Source organism: Streptomyces sp. NBC_01463 (assembly GCA_036227345.1).
Classification (GTDB): Bacteria; Actinomycetota; Actinomycetes; order Streptomycetales; family Streptomycetaceae; genus Streptomyces.
In genome coordinates this window covers 8,608,503-8,629,184 of the sequence record CP109468.1, presented here as the reverse complement: position 1 = coordinate 8,629,184, position 20,682 = coordinate 8,608,503, and the positions used below count along the sequence as shown (strand labels likewise).

The window sequence follows — 20,682 nt, the reverse complement described above, 5'->3', positions numbered from 1 at the left end:
GCCAATCCATTGGCAGCAAATCCATGAAGGGACCCTTGTGACCAAGGTGCTGCTCTCGCTGCATGTGCTGGCCGCGATCCTGACGATCGGACCGATCACCGTCGCAGCCTCGATGTTCCCGCGCTACGCAAGGCAGTCGGCAGGCGGTGACGCGCGGGAGTCCGACGGCGGGACAGCCGCGTTCCTGCACAGGCTCTGCCGCGGGTACGCGGTCGTCGGCATCGCCGTCCCGGTCCTGGGCGTCGCCACCGGGGCCCGGATGGGCGTCCTGGCCGACGCCTGGCTCCTGACCTCGATCGCGCTCACGGCTGCCGCCGGGGCACTGCTGATCACGGTGGTCCTGCCCGGACAGGCCCGGCTGCTCGGTCAACCCGCGGAGGCCGCACCGGAGCTGCGCCCGGCGGCGGCGCGCCTCTCCATGACCACGGGAATGTTCAACCTGCTGTGGGCCGCCGTCGTCGTGCTGATGATCGTTCGCCCCGGCTCCACGACGGGAGCCTGACCGGTATGCGCACTCTGCGTTTCGCGGCCGCGGTCGAAGCCTCGTCCCTCGCGCTCCTGCTGCTCAACCTGTTCACCGTGCACACCGGAATGATCACGTCGCTCGGCGGCCTGCTCCACGGCACGGCCTACCTCACCGTCATCGTCACCGTCTTCCTCGCTCCTGCCCCCACTCCGCCGGGAGCCAAGGGGTGCGCCTTCCTTCCCGGCATCGGAGGACTGCTCGCCCTGCGCCTGCTGGGGCGGCGGTCCCTCGTCCCGCCCGGGACGAGGGACGACACCACCGACGGACAGGCCCGCGGAGAACTGGCGGAAGGCACCTGACGGACACGACCCCTCGCGAGGCGGCACATCACCCGGTGACCCGGCCGATGTGCTCAGCAGCCGCCGCGATGGGTGACATGCCCACCGACAGTCGTGAGGCGGACCGGCGCCTCGGCGATCTCGTCCGCGGTCGCGGTGACCGGGTCCACGCCGAAGGCCGTGAGGTCCGCCCTCAGCCCCGGGGCGATACGCCCGCCCTCCTCCCCGGCGGCGAGCGCCGCGTGTGAGGTGCAGCCTTCCAGGGCCATCAGGCCGGTGAGCCCCCGCCGGGAGCCCGCGGCACCCTGCGGGGCCTGCGCCATGGACAGGACCCGGCGGACGTCGTAGTGCGCGATCGGCCAGTCCGAACCCAGGGCGAGCACCGCGCCGGCGTCCCGCAGGTCGCGGATGCGCCACGCACGGGACGCCCGGTCGGAGCCGAGACGCCTGGACCACTCGTCCGCGTGATCGCCCCGGGTGTAGGCGGTGTGGGGCGGCTGCATGGAGGCGGCGACGCCGAGCGCCGCGAACCGGGGGATCGTGTCGTCGGGCACCGTCTCGATGTGTTCGATCCGGTGCCTGCCCGCGCCGCCCGCGCCGAGGGACTCGACGGTGTCCAGGACATGCCGGACGGCCGCGTCACCGATGGCGTGGGTGGCGGTTCCGACACCGGCCGCGTGCAGGTACCGCACGGCGTCGGAGTACGCGCGGGGATCGGGCCAGAAGGCGTCCGTGCCCTGCCCGTGGCAGTCGGCGTGCTCCAGCCAGGCGGTGCCGCCCTCCACGGTGCCGTCCATGAAGAACTTGACCCCGCCGACCCGCCAGTGCCGCCCGGCCTCCCGCTGGAGGGCGATCAGTTCGTCCAGACCGTCCTTGCCCGTACCGGGCATGCACCAGGGCGCGAGACGCAGCCGCAGCGGCAGGACCGCCTCGTCCTCCACCGACGCGAGCAGCTCGGGCACGTCGCCGTGCCCCATGTCCATGACGTGTGCGCCGGTCAGTCCGGTGGCCGCCATCTGCGACAGCAGCGCGAGCAGCCCGGTGCGGCGCTCGCCGAAGGAAGGGCGGGGGACGGCGGCGAGCATCAGGTCCATCGCGGCGTGCTCGATCAGGTGACCGGTGGGACGGCCGTCCGCGTCGCAGACGATCTCGGCGCGCTGGTCGAAGGAGCGCGGCCCGGTGATCCCCGCCGCGCCCAGGGCGGCCGCGCTCGCCAGAGCGGAGTGTCCGTCGTAGAAGCGGATGAACGCGGGCGCGCCGCCGAGTTCGTCCTCGACCAGGTCGCGGTCGATCCGGCGGCCTCCGAACACGTTGTGGTCGAGCCCCCAGGCGATGACCCAGCCGTCGGTCCGTGGGGCATCGCGCAGGGCTTTCCGGAGTTCTTCGAGTGTCCTCACACCCGACAGGTCGGTGCCGGTCGCCATCTCGAGTCCCCACACGGGGTGGCTGTGCGCGTCGACCAGGCCGGGCACGAGCGTGGCTCCGGTGAGGTCGATGCGCTCCGTACCTGGTCCGCTCCATTCGCGGACGATGTCCTCGGTGCCGCCGACGGCCGCGATCAGTCCGTCCCGGACGGCCACGGCCGCCGCCTCCGGCAGGGCGGGATCGAGGGTGCGGACATGGGCGCCGGTGAGGAGAAGGTCGGCTGCGGGCATGGGGGTGAACTCCGTTCGGGGTGCGTCCGGGACGCGGGAAGGGGAGGTGGCGAGTCAGGCCGCAACGGGCCCGGTGTGGCCGGCTTCGGTAGCGGCCGGCTCCGCCGCGAAGTCCTCGAAGACGTCGGGCTTGCTGCGCCGCAGTCGCCACGCGAGCGCCAGGCCGAGGACGAAGACGGCGGGCGCGACGGACACCAGGACGCTGTTGACCAGCGAGGACGCGCCGGTGAACAGGTCGAGGTGGGTGCAGACGAGCACGATCGCCACGCCCAGGAGGACGGACGCCACCACGGGGGCGACGACCGTGCGCAGCACACCCTCCTGGTGGGTGATGCGGCGGAAGTAGAACGGTACGGCGATCGCGGCGAGGAGCTGGAGCACCATGAGGCCGACCATCCCGGGGGTGTTCACCCACAGCAGCAGCTGGGCGTACGGGTCGGCGCCCGCGGCCCAGAAGGCGAGCACGACGACCGCGCCGAGCACGGTCTGCGCGATGCCTGCGGCGTACGGCGATCCGTGCCGGGCGTGGACGCGTCCGAAGACCTGCGGCACGACGCCTTCCTCCGCGAGTGCGAGCCCGTAGCGGTTGATCGCGTTGTGGAAGGCGAGGAGCGAGGCGAGGACGCTGGTCACGATGAGGATGTGCATCAGGTCGGCCGCCCAGCCGCCGACGAAGGTGGTGATGGCGGAGAAGAAGAGCCCGGCCGGGTCGCTCCCCGCCGCGGCCACGACTCCGGCGTCACCGAAGGCCTGGATCACGATCCAGACGGTGAACGCGTAGAACAGTCCGAGGAAGGCGACCGCGATGTACGTCGCCCGGCGTACGGTGCGCCCGGGATCGCGGGCCTCGCGGCGGTAGATGACGGTCGACTCGAATCCGGTGAACGCGGCGAACGCGAAGGCGAGCACCGCGGCGGTGCCGGGAACGAACACGTTGCCCGGTGCGAAGGATGCCGCGGACAGGCCCTGCGCGCCTCCTTCGAGCAGCACCCCGCCCGCGAGCAGGACGAGAATGCCGGTCTCGGCGCAGAGCAGGACCCCGAGGAGCTTCGCCCCGAAGTCGATGGACCGGAAGCCGCCGTACCAGATGAGCACGAGCCCGGCCAGGGACACCGGAAGCCACGGGATGTCGATCCCGAACAGCGCACGGAGGGTGTCCTGCGTGGCCGTCCCGAGCAGCCCGTAGACGCCGATCTCCATTCCGTTGTAGCCGACCATGGCCAGCAGGGCGGCGCCTATGCCCACCGAGCGGCCGAGGCCGCGGGTGATGAAGGCGTAGAAGGCGCCGGCGCTGCGTACGTGGCGGCTCATGGTGGTGAAGCCGACGGCGAAGACGGCGAGCGTCAGCCCCGCGACCAGATAGCCGACCGGCGCGCCGATGCCGCCCAGCGCGATGGCGAACGGGGCGACGCCTGCCATGACGGTGAGCGGGGCGGCGGCGGAGACGACGAAGAAGGCGATGTCGGCGGTACCGAGCGTCCCGGCGCGCAAGGTGGGACCGGCGACCGGGCCGGGGCCGGTGGGCAGCTGGGTCTGCGCTGGGGTTGCGGGCATGCGGAAGGAGCCCTTCTGGCGGCGGGGAACGGGATCCCGGAGGCAGGACCTCGGGGGCCGGAAGCAAACCTAAAGGCTTTCGGTTTCGGCAATGTAGCCTTCCTCCGGGCATACGGGAAGACCTGGGATTCGGGAGAGCGCGATGGGACGGCCGAGCAAGCCGCTGCTGGACAGGGAGCGGATCACCACGACCGCGCTCGAACTCGTCGACGCGGAGGGCGATTTCAGCGTTCCGAAGATCGCGAAGCGGCTCGGGGTCCAGACGGGGTCCGTGTATCACCATGTGGATGGCCGGGACGGCATCGTGGAGCTTCTGCGCGAGCGGGTGGCCGTCGCGATCGATCCGGCTCCGCTCACGGCCGGAGCGCTGTCGTGGGACCGGCGGATGGCGGACTGGGCCCGTTCCTACCGGTCGGCCTTCGCCGCCCACCCGAAGGCGATCCCCCTGCTCACCATGTCACCCGTGCGAGCGCCGCGGGTCCTCGAGCAGTACGACCTGGCGGCCTGCCTCCTCCTGGAGGCGGGCTTCCCCCTGCCGGACGTGATGCTGGTGATCATCGGCCTGGAGAACGTCGTGCTGGGCTCGGCTCTGGACATGGCGGCGCCGGAGACGATGTGGGAGCTGACCGAGGAGTCGGCGACGCCGCACCTTGCCGCGGCCCTGGCAGCGATGAACAGGGGACGCGCCGACGCGGCCTTCGAACTGGCCCTGACCGGATTCCTGTCCCACGCCCGTTCCATGCTGCTGCCCCAGGCGGTCTCTGACCGGTGAGGACGAGGGAGTGAGCGCGTCACCGGGGAAGGGCTGCCGTTCCCTGCCCGGCGAACGATCGGCGCGCCCGGCGGCCGTGGCCGGCGGCGTGCGGACTCCCCCGCCCAGCCGTCGGCCTACGAGCGGCCGTCGAGGACCTCCCGCAGTCGATGCGCGAACTCGTCGGGCTTCCCCGGATATCCGTACTCGCCGTCGAGGAACCCTCCGTGGTGGCTCGGGAACACGGCCACCCGCCGGCCGAGCAGCTCAGCGGTGGCGACGGAAGTACGTCCGGTCAGCACGTTCTCGGACTCCTCACCCACAGCGATCACCACGCGGGCCGGCGCGGCGGTGATCGCGTCGGCATCCGGCCGATAGCTGCTGATCGCCCACGACCGATCGGACAGCAGTGGATCGTCACGTGAGCCGTCGTCCTCCGTGGGCATGCCGAACGCCGCGGGATCGGCCGGCGGCTGTGCGAAGTACGCGTCGGTGAACTCCCCCTCCCACGAGGTCATGGCCACGAACCCGGCCATCCCGGCCCCCCATCCCCGCTTCTCGTACGCCTCCAGGACCCCGGCCCGCGCCCGTACCGCAGCGGGGCCGTCCAGCGTGAGCGTGATGAGCGGCGGCTCGTGCGCGACCAGCGTGGCCACGTCCGCGGGATACGTGGCCACGACCGCGAGCGCGGTGACCGCTCCGCCACTGCTCGCGAACATGTCGACCGGTCCGGCACCGAGCGCCTCGATGACGGCGTGCACGTCGTCGGCCTGGATCTGCGGCGTCTGGTCGTCCCGCCCGTCCTTGCGTGTGCTGCGGCCGAGCCCGCGCGGGTCATAGGTGGCAACGGTCCGCTCGGGAAAGCGGGCCGCCAGCGCGGCGAAACCGGCGGCGTCCATGGGCTGTCCGATCATCAACAACGGCGGGCGCCCGTCCGTCGTCGGCAGCGGCCCGCGAACGTCGTAGACGAGGTCCGCGCCGGCTGTCTCAAGCGTGTGAGTCTCCATACGTGTGCAGACCGGTCCCGCGCCGGAAACTCATCGGCGCGCGCGGGCGGACGGGCTCACGGCATGGGCGTGAATTCCGGCAGGGTGAGGGCCGAGTGAGCGGGTCGCCCCTTCGACGCGGGCATGGCACCGAGGTTGCGCAGCCGCTCGTTACGCCGTTCCAGCGCCGGGGCCGTGGTGGGGAAGAGGGCGGCGTCACCCTCGCCGACCAGCCCCTGGTTCATGGTCACGAACTCACGGGTGTGGCACTCGTAGGCGGCGAAGCCCGCGGCATGGTCCCGGTCGGCCAGGGAACCGGCGAGCATGTACGCGCCGACGAGGGCGAGGCTGGTGCCCTGACCGGTGAGGAACGACGGTGCGTACGCGGCGTCGCCCACCAGCGCGACCCGGCCGCTCGACCAGCGGGGCATACGGATCTGGACAGCCGCGTCGAAGAAGACGTCATCCGCGTCACGCATGGCGGCCAGCAGGACCGGAACCTCCCATCCCGCGCCGGCGAAGGCCTCGACGAGCAGCTTCCGTTGGACTTCCGGACTCCGGAACGCACCGCCCGGCGCTCCCGGGTGGGCGAAGTTCAGGAAGGCGTGCACCACGTCGTCGTCCTCCACCGCGTAGAGGGCCGCGGCCCGGCCCGGGGTGTTCCACATCATGACCTCGTGGGAGAGACCCAGGGTGTTGCGCATGGTGAACACGGCGAAGCAGTAGCCGAGATACCGGTGGAACCGCTCCTCGGGGCCGAAGAGGAGCTCGCGTGTGCGGGAGTGCAGGCCGTCCGCACCGATCACCATGTCGAAGGTGCGCCGGCCGCCCCCGCGGAAGGTGACATCGACCGCATGGGCGGACTGGTCGAGGGCATCGACGGACTCGTTGAACAAGAACTCCACGTCGTCGCGGACCGCCGCGTGGAGGACACCGGTCAGATCCCCGCGCCGCACTTCGAGATCCTGTCCCTCGACACCGCCGGCGACGGTGTGCGGGCTGAGCGAGGCCACTTCGCTGCCGTCGACGTCCAGGAAGGTCAGACGGCGCGAGTCGATGTGCGCGTCCCGCAGCTGCGGCAGGATGCCCATCCTCCGGACAACGCCGAGTGCGGTGCCGCGCACGTCGACCGGATAACCACCGGCCCGAAGTGTGCCTGCCTTCTCGACCACCGTCACCGCGTATCCGTAGCGGGTCAGCCAGAACGCGAGGGCGGCTCCCGCGATACCGGCGCCGGATATCAGCACCGTGCGCTTGCGTGCGGGACGGACACTGCTCAACAGGTCGGCGCGGGTCATGCGTTGACTCCTTTGTCCATGGTGCGGGCGACGATCAGGGACAGCGCGGTGACGGCGCCCGCGATGACGAAGCCGGTGGCGAAAGCCGATTCGGCCGGGACGTCCGAGCCGGAAGGGGTGCCTGCCGTGAGGAGCGCACCTGCGACCTGCGCACCCACGGCGTAGCCGAGCACACGCGTCACCAGGACCAGTCCGGTGGCGATGCCCGTGTCACCCCGGTCGACGGATGTCGCGGTGCCGGTCACCATCGCCGTCACGCACAGGCCGTTGGCCAGCGCGATCAGCGCCTTGCCGATGACGAGGTGCCAGACCTGGGTGTGGACGGCCGCCAGGGCCACCAGGGCGGAGGCCATGACGACCGTCCCCGCGACGACCACGGCCCGCGAGCCGAAGCGCCGCGCCCCGAGCCCGCCGATCGGCCCGGCCAGTGACGCGGCCACGGCGCCCGGCAGCAGGAAGAAGCCGATCTCGGTGGCGCCGGCCCCGAATCCGTACGTGTCGGCGGACACCGCGAACAGTTGCGGAACGAGGTAGACCGCCACCGAGGTGCCGACGCAGAGCATGAACGTCAGCACACACGACTTCCACATGGCGGGCCGTGCCAGCATGCGCGGATCGACCATCGGCGATTCCGCACGCCGCTCGACGGCGGTCCATCCGGCCACAAAGGCCACGAGCAGCACGACGAGGGCACCCAGTACGAGCGGCTGCGAGCCGATGTCCGGTGCCTTCGCGAGGACGAGCATGAGCGTGACCAGCATCCCGCTCAGGAGAGCCAGGCCGGGCCAGTCGATACGGGCGTCGTCCGAGCGGCCCGGCGGGTCGTGCGGCATCAGCCTGTTCACCAGCACGGTGGATCCGATGACCGCGAACGTCGGCAGGGCGAACATCCAGTGACGGGACAGACCTTCCGCCACGGGCCCGGCCGACAGCGTTCCCGCCATCCCGCCTCCGACGAACAGTCCGCTGACCGTCCCGATCGCCACCTTCGACTCCCCCGCGGGGAGGTGACGGCGCACCAGGATGAACGACAGGGGCAGCGCGCCCACCATCGCCCCCTGCAGAATCTGGCCGAGCAGCAGCACCGGCAGGTTCGGCGCCAGAGCGGACACCAGGCCACCGGCCGAGACCACCGCCATCAGCCGGATCAGCACCCGCCTCCCCCCGTAGCGGTCGCCGAGCTTGCCCGCGATCGGGGTGACGAGCGCGCCGGTGATGAGGAGCACGATGCTGAGCAACGCCCCTTCGGCGGGGCTCATGCCGAGCTCGCGCTGCAGAAGCGGAAGCGTCGGCGTCACCACCGACTCCAGGGCACCGGTGGCGACCGCCAGCGTGCCGAGGGCCGCGACAGCGCCCTTGCCGATGGGAATCGAGGGAGCCGTCGCGGGAGCCGGTGCGGAAGTCACGGGCGTCCCTTCCGCGATGCGCGGAAGGCGGTGCCGTACGGCCGGGGTCCCGGCATCCATCGCGTGCCGCTGCGTAGCCTCATGGTCCGCCCTCTCCCGATGCTCGTCCTGACGGGTGGAGCGTGCGGGGAGGGCTGCGCGCGGGGCGTCATACCGGGGAGCCAATGTGGAGGTGCTACCGCGGTACGGGGTGGAGGAAGGATCCCGGAGAGCGAAAGGGACGTGCCTCTACGGGAGTTGCTCGAACACGTGGGCATCGGACAGCGCGAGGACGAAGCACTGCTCGGTGCTGCCCCGGCACATCGCCGGGGCAGCACCGAGGTGCGTAGAGGGCCTGTCTACGGCTGGTCGGCGAACTGCGGGTCCGTCTTCTGGTTGTAGATCTCCTTGCCGGACGCGTTGTAGGCATGGACGTAGGCGTTGGGACCTGCGGAATGCGGCTTCGGGTGGTCGGCGGAGACGGCCGCCGCGTAGACGAACGCGCCGCCTGCCATGACCGCCGGGTACTGCTTGGGGTTGTCGTCGTAGCTGACGGTGATCTTTGCGATGCCGGATGTGTAGTGTCCGGCGCCCAGCACGAGGCCCTGCTTCTGGCCCGGGGTCGGGCCGAAGGAGTCGAAGTACCCGATCGTGCGACCGGTGCCCCACAGGCGGTTGTTGATGAACGTGGGCGGGTGGTCCTGGCTGCTGCCCTTGTCGCCCTTCGACTGGCACTGCACGTACTGACCGGCCGAGTCGACGGCGACGACCACGCCGTCCCAGTCCTTCGTGGCGACGGGGGTGCGGACCGCGACCACCGAGTGGAATCGCGAGGCGTCAGAGCCCAGGCACGAGGCCAGGATCCTGGCGGCGGTCCCGGCGTCGATCGGGGTCGTCTTCCCGCTGGTGACGGTGTACGTGTCCGGGGCGGAGCTCTCGCGAGTCTGCGCTGCCTTCGGGCTCGGCGACGAGGCGGCTCTCGTCGGGTTCCCGGCGGGACCGGCGAGATGCGGAGTGGCGTCCCCCGTTCCGCTGAGGACGGTGACGGCCGTGACGCTCATCGCGACGACGCCGGTGGCGACGGCGAGCGGTACCCCCCACCTGCGTTGCACCGAACCACGTTCGTTCTCTGAGTCGATCTTCATCAGGAGCTCCTCTCGGGTCCGCCGGTGGTTCGGCAGATCACGATCGGAAGGAGCCGCAGGAATGCCCTGATTGTGATTCATCGTGCGACCTCTTCCGCGTTGACGGGATTCCTGGAACTGAATGACGCGGGAGCCGCAGCTCTGTCGACGAGGTCGGCCCCCAGCCTCCGCCGGGCCCTGTGCAGTCTGGACTTCACGGTCCCGACCGCCACCCCCAGCGTTGCCGCGGCCGCCTGTTGATCCAGGCCCGACCACATGCACAGCTCGACGACTTCGCGTTCGTGGCGCGGCAGCCGAGCCAGCGCCCGGTGGATCTCCGACATGCGAAGCTCGTCGTCGACCCGGCCGGCGACGCGGTCCGCGTGGTCGCCGACCGGCTCGTCGTGCGAGACGAGCCGGCGCAGGAGTGCCTCGGCCCGTCTCAGCCGCCGCCAGGTGTTCGACAGCAGGCGATCGGCGATGCCCAGCAGCCACGGCAAGGCCGATTCGCGGTCCAGCACCGTCTCCGACCGCCGACGCCAGGCATGCAGGAACACGGTCGATGTGAGGTCCTCGGCCTCCGCCCAGTCGGCCGTGCGCCGGAACAGGTGGTTGTAGACGGCTTTCCCGTGGCGGTCGAATATCCGGCCGAACGCCTCACGGTCGCCGTCGACGGCCCTCGCCCAGAGCTCTCGGTCAGAAACCCCTCCGACCGGGACGGCGGGACCAGCGTCATTCAGTTCCATGCTCTGTACGTGTCCGGCAACCGGCCGAAGGTTCCCACTGAGTCAGCTCCGCTTCGACGGACCGATACATACGTCGCTTCCCCCCGAGGGAATGCTCCTTCACACGGAATGTACCGGGCTGCCGGTGACAGCCGAACAGGCGGCCGAGGGAGGAGGAGGTCCTAGATGCGCAGCGCCCCGGTGAACGGCTGGTGGCCCACACCCTCCTCCGTGATCGCCAGCCACCCGTGGCCGCTCATGGAAGTGTGCTCGCCGACCCCGGTCGGGTCGAGGGAAAGCTCGCCGGCGGCACTGTCGACGCTGGATGCCTGGGTGGCGTTCGCCGCCTGGCCGTCTTCGGGGTCGAAGTCCGGGTCCGCGCTGAGAGGTTCCTCCCAGTCCAGCGGCTCTCCCCGCCACTCCGGGTCCCCGTAGCGCCAGTAGCTGCGCCGCACCTCGCCGTCGACGGCGAGGGACCAGACCATCGAATCGCTGTGGTCGTCCTGGAAGAAGAACTGCGCCTGCCCGCAGGCGGCACTGATTCTGCCGAGCAGACCGTCGACGTCCCAGTGCATCTCCCACAGCGGTGTGTCGGCGTAGACCAGCCGCCAGCCGTCCAGTTCCGGGGTGACGAACACGCGGTACACCGCCCGCTCCGCACCCTCGGAGTCCGCCACGAGGGCAACGTCGTTCTCCATCGCGGCCAGGCCCATCGCGACGGTGCACGGCCTTCTGTCGTGCAGCCCCATGGCCGCGAAGAGACCCTCGTACGTCGCGCCGGGGACAGCCAGCCAGCGGTACTCGGGGAGGCTCTCCGGGATGTCCTGGGTCGTCTTGATCCGCACCAGCCGCTCCAGGACGTGCAGGTCCCGCTCCCCGATCTCGGCCTCGCCGCCGATGAGGGCCAGTGCGTTCAGTGCGTGTCTCCGCAGACGGGCGGGACCGTCACGGCGGACGCCCCGCAGCTCCGGGCCCGCCTGCCTGCCGATGGCGCGGACTGTCTTCTCGGCCTGGTAACGCGTGTAGCTGTCGGCGTCGGCGAGGAACGGGATGACATCCATCACGGCAGTGGCGGCGGACCCGCCGAGGTTCTGCAGACCCCACAGTGCCTGCTGCCGTATCTCCTTCATGGGATGCGACAGCGCGGCCACGTACTGCGGCAGGCACCGCTCGTCGAAACCGCGCAGCACATGCCCCAGCTCCCACCAGTCGGGCACCTTCTCCGCCCTGGCGCGTGCGGCAATGGCGGCATCGAGGGCGGCGGGGCCGATGAGGTGCAGGGCGTCCCGCAGACCCCACATCGCCTGACGGCTCACCGTGCCCAGCGCGGCGACCAGCCCGGGCGCGGCAGCAGCACCGGGCTCGGCCAGGCCGCGTACGATTCGCGCCGTCAACTCCTTGTCACCAGTCGCCAGTTCCAACTCTGCGATCAGCTCACCTTGATCCATGCAGATGACGATAGAGCAGGCCGGTGACCGAATCCCCGCCGAGTGATCCGAAGGCGAACTCCTGGCCGCACTCGGCAGGGAGTCAATGGCTGCGGTAGCGGCCGGGGGTCTCGCCGACGAGAGCGGCGAAGGCCTTGACGAAGCCGGACAGGGCCAGGGAGTAGCAGCCGAGCATCAGCCCGGCGCGGTAGGTCTCCTCGGCAAACCGGTCCCGCCGCACGTCTCGACCGTCTGGGAACCTTCGCAGGCATCACCGCATTCGCGGGTCCGGATCAGAGACGGGCGGCGTTCACATGCCCGGCGTCAGAGCTGGTTGATCGGGCGCATCGCCAGGCCCTCGGTGCCGGCCCAGCCGTTCACCCGTGCCGCGTCGTCGTAGGAGACGGACGAGAGGCCGTCGGGCAGGTCGAAGACGAGCGTTCCGTTGAGTTCGGTGCCCTCTCCGGCCACCAGGGTGGCGGTGAACCGGTCGGACTGCTCGTACTCCGCCTCCCCGCCCTCGTCATTGCCGAAGACGTACAGGCCTGCGTAGGCCTTGCCGTCCCCTTCGACGACGACGGGCTCCGTGTCCGGCTCTTCGAGCGTCTGGACGATGGCGGCGTCGTTGCCCGCCCCGAGCCGCACCTGCGGGGCCTCGTTGAGGACGCACGGCTTCTTGTTTCCGTTGGTCACCGTCAGCAGGAAGTGGCGGGGGGTCTCCCCGGCCGCGTCCTGCAGCTCGACCGCGGTGCTGAGGTCGGTGACCTTGCAGTCCTGGTACTTGGTGCCGTTGCCCCCGCTGGTTTCGCCGCTGTCCCCGGTCGTCTCGCCGGTCGAGCCACCACTACCGGATTCGGCGGTGCCGGAGTCGCCCGACGACCCGGGGCTCTTCGACGTGTTCTCTCCGGCCGAAGCGGAGGCCGACGGCCCGGCGTTGTCCTCGCCCCCGGAGGGCTGGCATGCGGTAGTCCCCAGAAGGGCCGCGACCGCGGCAGCACCCAGGAGGGCGCCGCGCAGGCCCTGACGCATGGATCCGACTCTCACTGTGTTCGAGTGCATTGTGTGTTCCCACTCCCCCGAGACCAGCCCTTGGGGCCGGTCGATGCCTCAAGCTCTACACAGCCATTCTGGTTGTCTCCCCTCAGTCGGCCACCCCGGATCCCAGTCTGTTACAGCCCTCGGACGAACTGATGCCCCGGCGTGACGATGTCGCGGCGGCACGACTCTCGCCGGCCGGCTCCCGGAGAGCGGGAGGACCGGCTGCGGATCAAGTGCTCGGGCTGTCGAACGGGAGAAGCCATGCAGGTGACTTCGGCCTGATCAACCGTGTGGCGCGGCAGGCGCGCGCACGAGCCCGCGCAAGCTGACCGGGCCAAGGGCATCCCGACGTGTCCCCGCGACACGTCGGGTCCCGATCACCCTTCGTCCACCACCTCGAAAGGCACTTCCATGCGCTCTGTCTCCTCCGTACTGACCGCGGCCGCCGCTCTCGCCATCGTCCTGGGCGGTGCGTCAGCCGCCAGCGCCGATGTGAACGTGACCGTCCCGGAGGGCAGCTCCTACACGATCGTCTTCGGCGACTGGACCCAGTTCGCCGCCGACGACGTCTTCAACGCCGGGCACGACAACACGGTCGGCTCGAACGACTGATCCTCAGCCCTCGGATCATCGACCGGCTCAGCCGTTCCGACGGGCGGAAGCCCACGAGGTCCGCCCGTCAGGAACGCACCGCTTGACGGCACGTCACAGCCCATCGAACGTTCCGGAATTGATGCACGGAATCGAAGAGGTTCAGTGCTCGCAGAGGGAGAACTCGCGTTCGTAGAGCTGTTCGTTGTGTTCGTCGACGAAGAACTTGCGTTCCTGCATGAGTTGTTCGCGATACGCCTTCGCCTGCTCAAGCGTCATGGTCGAGGTGTCGGACCACGGTTGCTGCGGTGGCACATCCGAGGTCGAGACGATCCTTTCCGACGGATCGATCAGGAAGAACGCGAGAATCTTTCGGTGTCCCGGCCGAGTCGGATCCGTGAGGCGGAATGAGTCGACACGGTGCTGCAGGATGTTCGGGAACGCGAGGCAGCGGCCCGCTGGGGTCGATACCGATCCCAGCATCTGGTTCAGCGCGTCCTCGTCCTCCAGGCCGTAGACGTCACGCAGACCGTTGTCGTCGTTCTGTTCGTAGTCCGGATCGTCGAGGGCCGCACGGAAACCCAGCCGGCTCTCGGTGATGTTCTCGCTGTCCCAGTAGTAGATTCCGGTCGAGACGATCCGCTCGTTCATCATCCCCTCGACATGCCAGGAACCGCCGTCGTACCCGGGATTCTCCGGGGTGAGATGAATCGTGGCGAGCTTGACGATGACCTGGAGACGGCGGCCGCGCAGGTCGACCCGGGCCGATTCATCGGGCAGCGCGGGCGGGGCGAAGGCCGGGGCGTCCGGGACGACCGGCCGACGGTTCTCCCACCAGTCGTCCTGGGCCGCTTCCCATACGCGGACAGCCTCCGCGTAGGCCTCGTCATCGCTGAAGGCGGACTTGTCCGGATGCACCGGCTCCGAGTCGTACCAACCGAAGGGATCGGCCTCGATCCGCAGAGGCCGCGGATGGCGGAGATCGGTGAGTACGTTCTCCAGCAGCGGGCGCATGCGCGCGAACAGGTCCGGCAGGACGGAGGCCAGTTCGCGATGGGTCTCGGGATGAACGTTGTTGACGTACGAACGGAAGACGGCGTCGCCGTCGTCACTGATGTCGACGTCCGTGGGCAGCCACTGGAACTTCTCCGAGAACTCGTACTTGGAATAGCGGTTCGTCGGGTTCCGCCAAGCACGATCAGGCGCGCCGCTCACTTCGTTCACCAGACAGAACAGTGAGGGATGAACCAGATCCAGTACCTGCCCGCCGGATCCGGGATGCCAGTCCTTCTCCGCTTCGGGGACCTGTTCCAGAACCCGAACCGCCTCGCGCAACCGGGATTCGAGTGTGCCGTCGATCAGTGTGTCCGACTGCCACACCCCGTCGACAGTGGACACCTCGACACCGGTTCTTCCGTCCCGCAGCGCGGCGTAGTGCGGAAGTTCATCGAGGACGTAACCGACCTGCGCTTCGGTGAGCCCCTGGGCGATCGCCTCCCCCGTCCATTTGGCGACGATTCCGGCGTCCTTCATCTTGTCGGCCCACCCCGGCTTCGCCCGGATGTGTGCGCTGCACCGCATCATCTGGATTTCCCGCAGTGTCCGGGGAGTCGCGAACGATATGGAACGGGACGTGTGAAAGGGGAGCGGGAAAGCAGACAGGCCAGTCAATTCTCTGGTCCTCCCAGTCGAGTGCGGTGGCCGGAAGGATACTTCAGGGGACTGACACCTCAGCCGCACACCTGGGGGGCGTGCTTGTCCCGGAGGCCTGCTGGTCCCGCTGAGCGACGGGCCGTTGTCTATCGCTGTGACCGCATAGGTTCGCCGGGTTGGTCGTCGTGGCGGTTGGATGTGCGGTGACGTCCGATCCGACCGCTGGTTCAACGAGATCGGCCTGCCCTGCCTGGACCCTCGGTGGGCGGGAGGCCGTCCCGCCTGCTCAGCGATGACGACGAGGACTTCGTCGTCCAGACGGCCACCACCCGCCCCACCAGTCTCGGCTGGGCAGACCCGGAGCCCCGAACGGGGCCGGTTCAGGAAAGGACGGCGCCTGAGGAGAACGACTCAGGAGGCGGACGGCTCGATCTCCCCCGCGAAGACGATGACCTGGTCGATGAGGCTCCGCCGCAGATGGACGACGTCCGTTCCCGCCAGGCGGGGGCCTCCGTCCGGCGTCGTGAAGACCCACTGGTACCGGGCCCACTCGTCCGGCATGTCCACCGCCGAACAGCGCACCATCGTGCCGGTCCCCGCGGGGTGGCGCCGGATGTCCAGCACGAACCGCTCGACCGCCTCGATCCCCTCACTGCGGCCCAACGGTCCCCAGAAGACCACGTCCGAGGTTAGGGCCTGGGAGAGCAGCGCAGTCACATAGCTGTCGTCCGAGGCGTTGAACGCGGAGATGAACGTGTCGATCGCGGATCGCGCGGTTTCTTCCTGCATGCACCAGTAATACCAGTCACCTCGCGGACCGCGCCCGTCCCGTGAACCGTCTCCTGACCACGGTGAACCATCCCGGTCACAGCACTAGCGGCGCGCCAGCAGCACTCCGCCGAGCCTGTTCGCGGCCGACGTGAGCGTGGGGTGGGTCTCGACGGTGAAGCCGGCCTCCTCGATCCACGCGGCGACCTGGCTCGGCCGGCGACGGCGTACGTAGGACTCCGGCCAGCGGCCCCTGCTCTCCTGCGCATCGGGGGACGCGGCCTCCCCGGTATGGAAGCCCACCAGCAGCAGACCACCGGGCCGCAGCACGCGGCGGAAGCCGGCCAGGACCGCGCCGATCGCCTCGTCGGGGACGTGAATGATCGAGTACCAGGCGACCAGGGCAGCCAACGCGCCTTCCGCAAGGCCGAGTTGTGTCATCGACCCCACCTCGAAGTGCACACCCGGATGCTCACGCCGTGCCACCTCGATCATCCGGGGCGACAGATCGATTCCGAAGGCATCCACACCGAGGTCCCTCAGGTGGGCGGTGATCCTCCCGGGCCCGCACCCCACGTCCGCGACCGGTCCGCCGCCCTGTGCCCGCACCCGCTCGGCGAACAGCGCCATGGCATCCTGCTCGGCCGGCAGTTCGGCCAGGAGGTTGCGCACCTCGTCCGCGTAGCTGGTGGCGTCGGCATCGTAGGACGCCCTGGTGTCCGTCAACCACTGCGGTGCCTCTGGGTCTTCGCGTCCGGTGCTCACGCCCGCAGGTTAGCCCGGCAGCCGGTCGCCGGGACCGGCTTGCACAGCCATCGGCGCGCCCGTCACACAGCCGCCGGCATCCGGGGCCGAGGCCTGGGGTCGCGTCCAAGCCCTTGACCTGGACCTGGGCCGGCGACGAGGTCGCCGCCTCCTCCCGGTCAGCTCCGGTTCGGGCCGTCAGGACGACCGGGTACAGTGCGCGCGCAGACAGTCCGGCTAGTTGAGGAGGGGAAGCGTGACCGACACCAGTGAGGCGCGATCCTCGGACGGTGCGGCGCAGGCGGCCGAGCAGAGTCGACTGCGGCGCCTGATGCGCTACATCCCGTTGATCGCCCCCGTCCTGCTGTGGGCCGTGCCCTGCTGGGTGCTGCTGCACGCCGGCCAGCACTGGCCGCTCCCCGTGGCGCTGGGCGGCACCGCCCTGTTCGTTCTCGGTCTGATCATCATGCCGCTCGCGATGATGCGCGGTCACGGCCGACGGCAGCAGGACTGGGCAGCGATCATCGGAGACACCCTCCTCGGGACCAGCTGGGTGCTGTTCACCTGGTCCGTGCTGCTCGGCGTCGTGCTGCGACTCGCGCTGACCGTGGCCGGCGTGGGCGACGGACAGAGCCGGGCCCGGATCGTCACATGGGCGGTCCTCGGCGTGGCCGCCGTGCTGCTCGCCTGGGGGTACGCCGAAGCCCGCCGGGTGCCGCGGGTGCGCCGGCTCGACGTGGAGCTCCCGCGACTGGGGGCCGGGCTGGACGGCACCCGCGTCGCCCTCATCACCGACACCCACTACGGTCCGCTGGACCGCGCCCGCTGGTCGGAGCGGGTCTGCGAGAAGGTCAACACCCTGGAGGCCGACCTGGTCTGCCACACCGGGGACATCGCGGACGGCACGGCCGAACGCCGCCGCGCCCAGGCCACTCCGCTCGGCACCGTGCAAGCCACCCGGGCCCGCGTCTACGTCACCGGGAACCACGAGTACTACAGCGAGGCCCAGGGCTGGGTCGACCTGATGGACGAACTGGGCTGGGAGCCACTGCGCAACCGTCACCTGCTGCTCGAACGCGGCGGCGACACCCTGGTGGTCGCCGGTGTGGACGACGTCACCGCCGAGTCCTCAGGCCTGGCCGGCCACCGCGCCCACCTCGCCGGAGCCCTGGACGGAGCCGACCCCGACCTGCCCGTCCTGCTCCTGGCCCACCAGCCCAAGTTCATCGACCGGGCAGCAGCGAGCGGCATCGACCTCCAGCTCTCGGGTCACACCCACGGCGGCCAGATCTGGCCCTTCCACCACCTTGTCCGCCTCGACCAGCCGGCCCTGGCAGGGCTCAGCCGCCACGGCGCCCGCACCCTCCTCTACACCAGCCGCGGGACCGGTTTCTGGGGTCCGCCGTTCCGCGTCTTCGCCCCCAGCGAGATCACCCTGCTCGTCCTCCGTTCCCCGCAGGGGCCTCCCGCCTCCTGACGCGGAACGTACGGCGGGGCTGCCGGCGCCGTCCGCCGGCAGGTCAGGACCGGCCCGCGGACGGCGCCGGGCCGTCGAACCGCCACGCCGTGGGCGGTTCATCCCCTACGAGTCAGCCGTGGCGCCGCTCGCCTCGCCTCACTTCAGATGTCGGGTGAAGAACTGGTCTGCGGCGTCCTCTGCGAACTGCGGGACGCCGGTGTGGCCGCCCATGTTCGCGTGCAGCGTCTTCTCCTTCGAGCCGAAGGCGTCGAACAGGTCCAGGGCCGCCTGCCGGTCGTTCCCCTCGTCGTCCCACTGCAGCAGGACGTGCAGCGGAATGGTGACCTGCCGTGCCTCGTCGAACATGGCGCGGGGCACGAAACTCCCGGCGAAGAGAACGGCGGCCTCGATGCGCGGCTCGGCCACGGCCAGCCGGGTCCCGATGGAGATCACTCCGCCCGAGTAGCCGACAGGTCCGCCGATCTCGGGCAGCGACAGGAGGCCGTCCAGTGCCGCCTGCCATTCCGGGACCGCCTTGTCGACCAGCGGGAGGACGAGGGCGTCGACGATCTCGTCGCTGACCGGCTCGCCGGCCTGAACGGCGCGGCGCAGATCGGCGCGGGCCTGTTCGATGGCGGGCCAGCGGGGCCGGTCGCCGCTTCCGGGGAGTTCGATGGTGGCAGCGGCGAAGCCCTGCGCCGCGCAGTGACGGGCCCTGGCCACCAGTCGGGCGTACATCCTGCCCAGCCCGAGGGGAGGGTGTCCCAGCAGGATCAGTGGCGCCGGTGCGGATGACGATACGGGCGTCCACAGGATGCCCGGGATCTCGCCGAGGGTGAACTCGCGCTCGATGAGGCCGTCCTCGTCGAGGCGCTGTTCAGAAGTGAAGTGCATGGTCGTGCCTTTCGGGAGTGCGCTGAACCGGCGCTCCCGGACGACCTATCGCCCGACCGTGACCCCGAAGGAGAGCACCCACGTCGATGTTGCGTTCACGGGTACCACCTCCTCGGTCTCTTGCACGGCCTCCGGGAACGTAGCAGTGGCCGGCCCCGCCCGCCAAACGGGTTTCCGGGGCCGCTGTGACGGAGATGCCGCAGTCCCGGTCAGCCGCGGGAGCAGGGAGCGGGTGGGGGTTGGGATGCGGGGCCGGCGGAACCGGGTAACCTCTTTGCCATGTTCTTCAGGACGCCGATTTACGAGTGAGAGCGTGATGGGCCCCTGCTGACGTCCTTCGACGTCGCCGCCCGTCCCCCACCGATGAATCCGTAGATCACTTCACCTCACGACCGGGAGAACCCGTGACCGACAGCAAGAACATCAACAACCCCGTGGGCATGGGCGGCGGTCAGCGCAAGAAGCTGTCGCGCGCCGAGCGGCAGAACAACGGTCCGCACCGCAACCTCGACCGCCAGCAGGCGGCCGACCGGAAGGCGGAGCTCGTACGCAAGATGCGCGAGAAGGCGGACGCGGGCGAGGGCGCCGCGGAGACGGGCGACGACACCACGCAGAGCTGACGCATCGCCGCCGTGGAACGGCACCGCACGGCAGCAGGGCCCGGACCGCATCTCGTGGTCCTGGCCCTGCTGCCGTAGTGGGCGCGGCCGGCCCCGCTGTGGCGGTCCGGGAGCCTCAGTAGGCGTACGGCAGGAGCGGCGGACCCGTCTCGGCGGCCTTCGAGGACGGCCACCACGCCGTCGAGTACCGCAGGCCGTGCAGACACCCCGGCAGGAGGCGATACGGCCGCGCCGGCCGTGATCCCGGGTGTCGTCACAGCGTGATCGGACCGAGTTCAGTGGCGGTCTGGGCCAGCGCCCGGATAGTGGGGCCGTCAGCGGTGGTGCGCCAGGTGAGGGCCCATTCGAGGGTGGGGGCGTCGTCGAGCGGCAGGAAGACGATGCCGGGGGGCTTGTTGTAGCGGGCGGCGATCTCGCCCAGCGGGTGGACGCAGCGGCCGGCGGCGACCAGAGAGAGGATCTCGTGGAACGTGCGCGCGGCCGGGCCGCGGGGAATGCGGCGGCCGAGAGGGGTGCGGGTGGGGACCATGGAGGCGACCCAGTACTCGGGGGCATCGGGGCCGAGGTCGACCACGTGGTTGTCCGCGAGGTCTTCCAGGGACGCGCTGCCGCGTCGGGCGAGCGGGTGGTCCGCGGCCACGGCCAGCACGCGGCCTCCGGTGAGCACGGTCGGCCCGACGGTGATGTCCGGTTCGGCGACGGGCAGCCACAGCACGTGCGCGTCGTGCTCTCCGGTGCGCAGAGCGGTGAACGCGTCGGTGCCGTTGATCTCGCCGAACCGGATGTCGCTGCCGGGGTAACGGGTGCGGAACGCGTCGACGAGGGGCCGCAGTTCGTGTCCGGCGTGGCCGAAGACGCCCAGCCGCAGGGTCCGGCCCGCGGCCGGTCCTGCCGCCTGGGCGCGGGCGAGTCCCGCGTGGAGGAGGTCGAGCGCCTGCTGGAGGTCTTCGCGCAGGCGCCGGCCGACGGGGGTCAGGGCCACACGGCGGCTGGTGCGGTCGAACAGGGCCACGCCGAGCCGGCGTTCCTGTCTGCTGACGGCCTGGCTGACGCGGGCCTGGGACACGTGAAGCCGCTCGGCGGTGCGGCCGAAGTGCAGTTCTTCGGCCAGGGTCAGGAAGATCTCGATGTCACGGAGCTCCATACATAACTCCCAGGTTATGAATAGGTCCACGGACTCTACATTGTTCCGCCGCCGGCCCGAGT

Annotated in this window: 21 protein-coding genes and 1 pseudogene; 7 read left to right on the top strand and 15 right to left on the bottom strand. The window is 70.3% G+C overall.

The features are described 5' to 3' along the window. Nucleotides 1-37 precede the first annotated feature (37 nt). Both OG521_37930 and OG521_37925 read left to right on the top strand, forming a co-directional pair. Nucleotides 38-502: a hypothetical protein gene (locus OG521_37930; GenBank protein WUW26237.1), complete on the top strand. Its 465-nt coding sequence runs from the start codon at nt 38-40 to the stop codon at nt 500-502. A gap of 5 nt (nt 503-507) precedes the next feature. After that, on the top strand, nt 508-825 hold the full coding sequence (locus OG521_37925) for a DUF3817 domain-containing protein (GenBank protein ID WUW26236.1): 318 nt from the start codon (nt 508-510) through the stop codon (nt 823-825). Between the two features lie 53 nt (nt 826-878). Here the strand turns inward: OG521_37925 and OG521_37920 are convergent, their stop codons facing one another. Together OG521_37920 and OG521_37915 are read right to left on the bottom strand one after the other, a co-directional pair. After that, on the bottom strand, nt 879-2,459 hold the full coding sequence (locus tag OG521_37920; GenBank protein WUW26235.1) for an amidohydrolase: 1,581 nt from the start codon (nt 2,457-2,459) through the stop codon (nt 879-881). A 54-nt stretch (nt 2,460-2,513) separates the two neighbouring features. Beyond that, nucleotides 2,514-4,013 carry an APC family permease gene (locus tag OG521_37915; protein ID WUW26234.1) on the bottom strand — a complete coding sequence of 500 codons (1,500 nt, stop codon included), beginning with the start codon at nt 4,011-4,013 and terminating at the stop codon, nt 2,514-2,516. Nucleotides 4,014-4,155: 142 nt separating this feature from the next. Between OG521_37915 and OG521_37910 the strand changes: the two genes are divergently transcribed. Continuing rightward, nucleotides 4,156-4,785 (top strand): TetR/AcrR family transcriptional regulator C-terminal domain-containing protein, encoded by a 630-nt coding sequence (locus OG521_37910; protein WUW26233.1) that lies wholly within the window; start codon nt 4,156-4,158, stop codon nt 4,783-4,785. A 116-nt stretch (nt 4,786-4,901) separates the two neighbouring features. Here OG521_37910 and OG521_37905 read toward each other — a convergent pair whose 3' ends face one another. The 8 genes from OG521_37905 to OG521_37870 all read right to left on the bottom strand — a co-directional run bounded on the left by OG521_37905 (nt 4,902) and on the right by OG521_37870 (nt 12,738). Then, nucleotides 4,902-5,771 carry an alpha/beta hydrolase gene (locus OG521_37905; protein ID WUW26232.1) on the bottom strand — a complete coding sequence of 290 codons (870 nt, stop codon included), beginning with the start codon at nt 5,769-5,771 and terminating at the stop codon, nt 4,902-4,904. A 56-nt stretch (nt 5,772-5,827) separates the two neighbouring features. Further along, nucleotides 5,828-7,048, bottom strand: a complete 1,221-nt coding sequence (locus OG521_37900) for an FAD-dependent monooxygenase (GenBank protein ID WUW26231.1) — start codon at nt 7,046-7,048, stop codon at nt 5,828-5,830. Continuing rightward, entirely contained in the window at nt 7,045-8,454 is a 1,410-nt protein-coding gene (locus OG521_37895) for an MFS transporter (protein ID WUW26230.1), read from the bottom strand. Before OG521_37895 ends, OG521_37900 begins: the two co-directional genes overlap by 4 nt. A gap of 338 nt (nt 8,455-8,792) precedes the next feature. Beyond that, nucleotides 8,793-9,578 carry a hypothetical protein gene (locus OG521_37890; GenBank protein ID WUW26229.1) on the bottom strand — a complete coding sequence of 262 codons (786 nt, stop codon included), beginning with the start codon at nt 9,576-9,578 and terminating at the stop codon, nt 8,793-8,795. Nucleotides 9,579-9,655: 77 nt separating this feature from the next. Further along, nucleotides 9,656-10,303, bottom strand: a complete 648-nt coding sequence (locus OG521_37885; GenBank protein ID WUW26228.1) for a sigma-70 family RNA polymerase sigma factor — start codon at nt 10,301-10,303, stop codon at nt 9,656-9,658. 161 nt (nt 10,304-10,464) lie between these two features. Continuing rightward, nucleotides 10,465-11,730, bottom strand: a complete 1,266-nt coding sequence (locus OG521_37880; GenBank protein ID WUW26227.1) for an armadillo/beta-catenin-like repeat-containing protein — start codon at nt 11,728-11,730, stop codon at nt 10,465-10,467. A gap of 82 nt (nt 11,731-11,812) precedes the next feature. After that, a complete protein-coding gene (locus OG521_37875; GenBank protein ID WUW26226.1) occupies nt 11,813-11,950 on the bottom strand; it encodes a hypothetical protein in 138 nt (45 codons plus the stop codon). Nucleotides 11,951-12,033: 83 nt separating this feature from the next. After that, nucleotides 12,034-12,738, bottom strand: a complete 705-nt coding sequence (locus tag OG521_37870; protein ID WUW26225.1) for a DUF4232 domain-containing protein — start codon at nt 12,736-12,738, stop codon at nt 12,034-12,036. A gap of 420 nt (nt 12,739-13,158) precedes the next feature. On the opposite strand from OG521_37870, the gene OG521_37865 reads away from it, so the two are divergent. Continuing rightward, complete coding sequence (locus OG521_37865; protein ID WUW26224.1) at nt 13,159-13,359, top strand: hypothetical protein; 201 nt, start codon at nt 13,159-13,161, stop codon at nt 13,357-13,359. 141 nt (nt 13,360-13,500) lie between these two features. Here the strand turns inward: OG521_37865 and OG521_37860 are convergent, their stop codons facing one another. Further along, a complete protein-coding gene (locus OG521_37860) occupies nt 13,501-15,009 on the bottom strand; it encodes a DUF4246 domain-containing protein (GenBank protein ID WUW26933.1) in 1,509 nt (502 codons plus the stop codon). A gap of 208 nt (nt 15,010-15,217) precedes the next feature. Here OG521_37860 and OG521_37855 point away from each other — a divergent pair. Further along, nucleotides 15,218-15,339 (top strand): annotated as a pseudogene (locus OG521_37855) (helix-turn-helix domain-containing protein). Between the two features lie 63 nt (nt 15,340-15,402). Here OG521_37855 and OG521_37850 read toward each other — a convergent pair. Both OG521_37850 and OG521_37845 read right to left on the bottom strand, forming a co-directional pair. Continuing rightward, nucleotides 15,403-15,780 (bottom strand): nuclear transport factor 2 family protein, encoded by a 378-nt coding sequence (locus tag OG521_37850; protein WUW26223.1) that lies wholly within the window; start codon nt 15,778-15,780, stop codon nt 15,403-15,405. A gap of 84 nt (nt 15,781-15,864) precedes the next feature. Beyond that, nucleotides 15,865-16,524 (bottom strand): class I SAM-dependent methyltransferase, encoded by a 660-nt coding sequence (locus OG521_37845; GenBank protein WUW26222.1) that lies wholly within the window; start codon nt 16,522-16,524, stop codon nt 15,865-15,867. A 235-nt stretch (nt 16,525-16,759) separates the two neighbouring features. On the opposite strand from OG521_37845, the gene OG521_37840 reads away from it, so the two are divergent. Further along, entirely contained in the window at nt 16,760-17,980 is a 1,221-nt protein-coding gene (locus OG521_37840) for a metallophosphoesterase (GenBank protein ID WUW26221.1), read from the top strand. A gap of 138 nt (nt 17,981-18,118) precedes the next feature. Here OG521_37840 and OG521_37835 read toward each other — a convergent pair whose 3' ends face one another. Continuing rightward, nucleotides 18,119-18,856, bottom strand: coding sequence for an alpha/beta hydrolase (locus OG521_37835; GenBank protein ID WUW26220.1), 738 nt, complete (start codon nt 18,854-18,856; stop codon nt 18,119-18,121). A gap of 404 nt (nt 18,857-19,260) precedes the next feature. On the opposite strand from OG521_37835, the gene OG521_37830 reads away from it, so the two are divergent. After that, nucleotides 19,261-19,476, top strand: a complete 216-nt coding sequence (locus OG521_37830) for a DUF6243 family protein (protein ID WUW26219.1) — start codon at nt 19,261-19,263, stop codon at nt 19,474-19,476. A 253-nt stretch (nt 19,477-19,729) separates the two neighbouring features. On the opposite strand, the gene OG521_37825 is transcribed toward OG521_37830, so the two are convergent. After that, on the bottom strand, nt 19,730-20,620 hold the full coding sequence (locus OG521_37825) for a LysR family transcriptional regulator (GenBank protein WUW26218.1): 891 nt from the start codon (nt 20,618-20,620) through the stop codon (nt 19,730-19,732). Between the last annotated feature and the right edge of the window lie 62 nt (nt 20,621-20,682).

Excerpts from the sequence above, each read along its gene's own strand:
- OG521_37825 (WUW26218.1), bottom strand. The coding sequence starts at position 20,620 with ATGGAGCTCCGTGACATCGAGATCTTCCTGACCCTGGCCGAAGAACTG.
- OG521_37910 (WUW26233.1), top strand. The coding sequence starts at position 4,156 with ATGGGACGGCCGAGCAAGCCGCTGCTGGACAGGGAGCGGATCACCACG.
- OG521_37900 (WUW26231.1), bottom strand. The coding sequence starts at position 7,048 with ATGACCCGCGCCGACCTGTTGAGCAGTGTCCGTCCCGCACGCAAGCGC.
- OG521_37925 (WUW26236.1), top strand. The coding sequence starts at position 508 with ATGCGCACTCTGCGTTTCGCGGCCGCGGTCGAAGCCTCGTCCCTCGCG.
- OG521_37905 (WUW26232.1), bottom strand. The coding sequence starts at position 5,771 with ATGGAGACTCACACGCTTGAGACAGCCGGCGCGGACCTCGTCTACGAC.
- OG521_37850 (WUW26223.1), bottom strand. The coding sequence starts at position 15,780 with ATGCAGGAAGAAACCGCGCGATCCGCGATCGACACGTTCATCTCCGCG.
- OG521_37890 (WUW26229.1), bottom strand. The coding sequence starts at position 9,578 with ATGAAGATCGACTCAGAGAACGAACGTGGTTCGGTGCAACGCAGGTGG.
- OG521_37915 (WUW26234.1), bottom strand. The coding sequence starts at position 4,013 with ATGCCCGCAACCCCAGCGCAGACCCAGCTGCCCACCGGCCCCGGCCCG.
- OG521_37885 (WUW26228.1), bottom strand. The coding sequence starts at position 10,303 with ATGGAACTGAATGACGCTGGTCCCGCCGTCCCGGTCGGAGGGGTTTCT.
- OG521_37835 (WUW26220.1), bottom strand. The coding sequence starts at position 18,856 with ATGCACTTCACTTCTGAACAGCGCCTCGACGAGGACGGCCTCATCGAG.
- OG521_37920 (WUW26235.1), bottom strand. The coding sequence starts at position 2,459 with ATGCCCGCAGCCGACCTTCTCCTCACCGGCGCCCATGTCCGCACCCTC.
- OG521_37870 (WUW26225.1), bottom strand. The coding sequence starts at position 12,738 with ATGCGTCAGGGCCTGCGCGGCGCCCTCCTGGGTGCTGCCGCGGTCGCG.
- OG521_37865 (WUW26224.1), top strand. The coding sequence starts at position 13,159 with ATGCGCTCTGTCTCCTCCGTACTGACCGCGGCCGCCGCTCTCGCCATC.
- OG521_37880 (WUW26227.1), bottom strand. The coding sequence starts at position 11,730 with ATGGATCAAGGTGAGCTGATCGCAGAGTTGGAACTGGCGACTGGTGAC.